4 protein-coding genes are annotated in these 2,531 nt (G+C 52.2%); all 4 read right to left on the bottom strand.

Going from position 1 to position 2,531, the window contains the following annotated elements; translation table 11 throughout:
• Window positions 1-276, bottom strand: a 276-nt coding sequence (locus tag INT22_RS12005) for a nucleoid-associated protein (protein WP_193068281.1), incomplete at its 3' end; no start/stop codon positions are given.
• A gap of 114 nt (window positions 277-390) precedes the next feature.
• Window positions 391-1,152 (bottom strand): ABC transporter permease, encoded by a 762-nt coding sequence (locus tag INT22_RS12000; RefSeq protein ID WP_193060794.1) that lies wholly within the window; start codon window positions 1,150-1,152, stop codon window positions 391-393.
• Complete coding sequence (locus INT22_RS11995) at window positions 1,149-2,084, bottom strand: ABC transporter ATP-binding protein (protein WP_193060793.1); 936 nt, start codon at window positions 2,082-2,084, stop codon at window positions 1,149-1,151. The genes INT22_RS12000 and INT22_RS11995 overlap by 4 nt, the downstream gene beginning before the upstream one ends.
• Before the next feature lie 58 nt (window positions 2,085-2,142).
• Window positions 2,143-2,421, bottom strand: a complete 279-nt coding sequence (locus tag INT22_RS11990; protein WP_009722821.1) for a peptidylprolyl isomerase — start codon at window positions 2,419-2,421, stop codon at window positions 2,143-2,145.
• Window positions 2,422-2,531: the final 110 nt, after the last annotated feature.

Raw genomic sequence — 2,531 nt, 5'->3', positions numbered from 1 at the left:
TTCGGCAATCGCAATAGAAAGCTGGGTAAAATCTTGCTCTTCTGCCATATACGCCCGAAGCCAAGCTACCAGCGGACCAGCCTGCTCGCCCTGCTCAGCAAATCGCCCCCACCCTTTGGCTTTGGTGTTGTAGGTGTCATTTAGCGAATTCACCAAGCTTGCCATCACAGGATCGTCGTTGGCCGCGGGTGTTGACGCAGGTGCCGCCGTGACGGTCAAACGTTCACCATCTAGTGATGGATCAAGGCGGTGCACAATACTTTGCAGTAGCGGCATAAGCGGGAGTTACCTTTTATTTAAGAGCGATTTAGCTAAGAACGGTTGATTAAAAAAACAAATCATCAAAAGAGCGGTGTTGGCAAAGAACCGCTCAACAGGCAATCCGCAGGTTTAGGGCTTTAAGCGATAACCGGTGCGGAAAATCCAGGCAATGGTGGCAAGGCTGGCCGCAAGGAAGAGCATGATCATCGCCACGCTGGCCGCTAAGCTAACATCGCCAATGCCGTAGAAGCTCCAACGGAATCCACTGACCAAGTAGACCACGGGGTTGGCTAACGTCACGGTTTGCCAAAACGGCGGCAGCATATCAATAGAGTAGAAACTCCCCCCCAAAAACGTTAGCGGGGTGATCACCAGCAAAGGCACCAACTGCAGCTTGTCGAAACCATCTGCCCAAATGCCGATAATAAAGCCCAGCAGGCTGAAGGTGACCGCGGTCAGTATCAGGAAGGTGAGCATCCAAATCGGATGAGCGATCTCCAGTGGCACAAATAAGCTGGACGTTGCCAGGATAATCAGCCCCAGAATGATCGATTTCGAGGCAGCAGCGCCCACATAACCGACCACCACTTCTAAATAAGAGATGGGCGCTGAGAGAATTTCATAAATGCTGCCGGAGAACTTCGGGAAGAAAATCCCAAACGAGGCATTAGAGACACTCTGAGTAAGTAGCATCAGCATAATCAGACCGGGCACAATAAAGGCCCCGTAGCTGACCCCGTTAATTTCGCTGATGCGTGAACCAATCGCCGCGCCAAACACCACAAAGTAAAGCGAGGTTGAAATCACTGGCGACACAATGCTTTGCAGCAAGGTACGGCGAGTACGCGCCATTTCTGCCATATAAATGGCACGAACGGGGTAGAGATTCATGGGCGCTCCTTTACCAAGTCGACGAAAATATCTTCCAACGAGCTTTGCCGGGTGTGCAGGTCTTTAAAGCCAATGCCCGCCCTTTCCAACTGAGTGAGCAGCGCAGAAATACCGCGCCCATCCTCTTCCTGACGGCCATCGTAGGTGTACACCAACTCATAGCCATCTGCTGCCAAACTCAGCTCGTCTTGATCAAGGGACGCAGGCAATGCAGAGAGCGGCGTGTGCAGCTGAAGCGTTAGTTGCTTGCTGCCAAGCTTGTTCATCAGCGCTGCTTTCTCTTCCACCAACACAATCTCACCGCGGTTGATGACACCAATGCGGTCGGCCATTTCTTCGGCTTCTTCAATGTAATGGGTGGTGAGAATGATCGTGACACCATTATCCCGCAGCCCGCGCACCACTTCCCACATATCACGGCGTAGCTCGACGTCTACCCCAGCAGTGGGTTCATCTAGGAATAGAATGCGTGGTTCATGAGAGAGCGCTTTGGCGATCAATACACGGCGCTTCATGCCACCGGAAAGGGTCATCAAACGATTGTTGCGTTTGTCCCACAAGGCCAGCGACTTAAGCACTTTCTCGATATGCGCTGGATTCGGCGGCTTACCAAACAAGCCTCGGCTAAAACTGACCGTATTCCATACCGTTTCAAAGGCTTCGTTGGTCAGCTCTTGAGGTACAAGACCAATACGTTCACGGGCCTGACGATAGTGGCTAACGCTATCATAGCCATCGACTAACACGTGGCCCTGGGTTGGATTCACCAGCCCGCACACCACGCTGATTAACGTTGTTTTGCCCGCCCCGTTGGGGCCAAGCAGGGCAAAAATTTCACCGCGTTGAATGGTTAAATCCACACGGCTAAGAGCTTGAAAGCCACCTTCGTAGGTTTTGTTCAAGCCTTCAATAGTAATAATGGGATCGTTCAAGGCGTGCTCCTCACACCGCGACAGCATTGCCGCGGTGCTTGACGGATGTTCGGCGCCATTAACTGCGGCTGGTAATTTCCAACAGGTGGTAACCAAACTGGGTTTTGACCGGGCCGTGTACCTTGTTCAGGTCACCGCTGAAAACGACCTTGTCGAATTCCGGTACCATTTGGCCGGGGCCAAAGCTACCCAGGTCACCGCCTTGACGGCCAGAAGGGCAGCTAGAGTGCTGCTTGGCCACTTCTGCGAAATCACGACCGTTTTCGATCTCTTGCTTCAGTGTGTTGCACTGCTCTTCACTGCTTACCAAAATATGACGGGCGCTGGCACGTGCCATAACAAACTCCTAAGTAATAAAAAAAGAACCTACATAATCTGTTGCTGTTTCATTTTGCCATAACCGTCATCGCGGGTGCGCTTCGCTTACCCAATGGGATGGACTCCTCC

This window comes from Halomonas sp. 3D7M, assembly GCF_014897885.1.
Lineage (GTDB): Bacteria > Pseudomonadota > Gammaproteobacteria > Pseudomonadales > Halomonadaceae > Vreelandella.
Note: the sequence above shows the minus strand (reverse complement) of the source record. Positions and strands in the feature narration are given on the sequence as shown.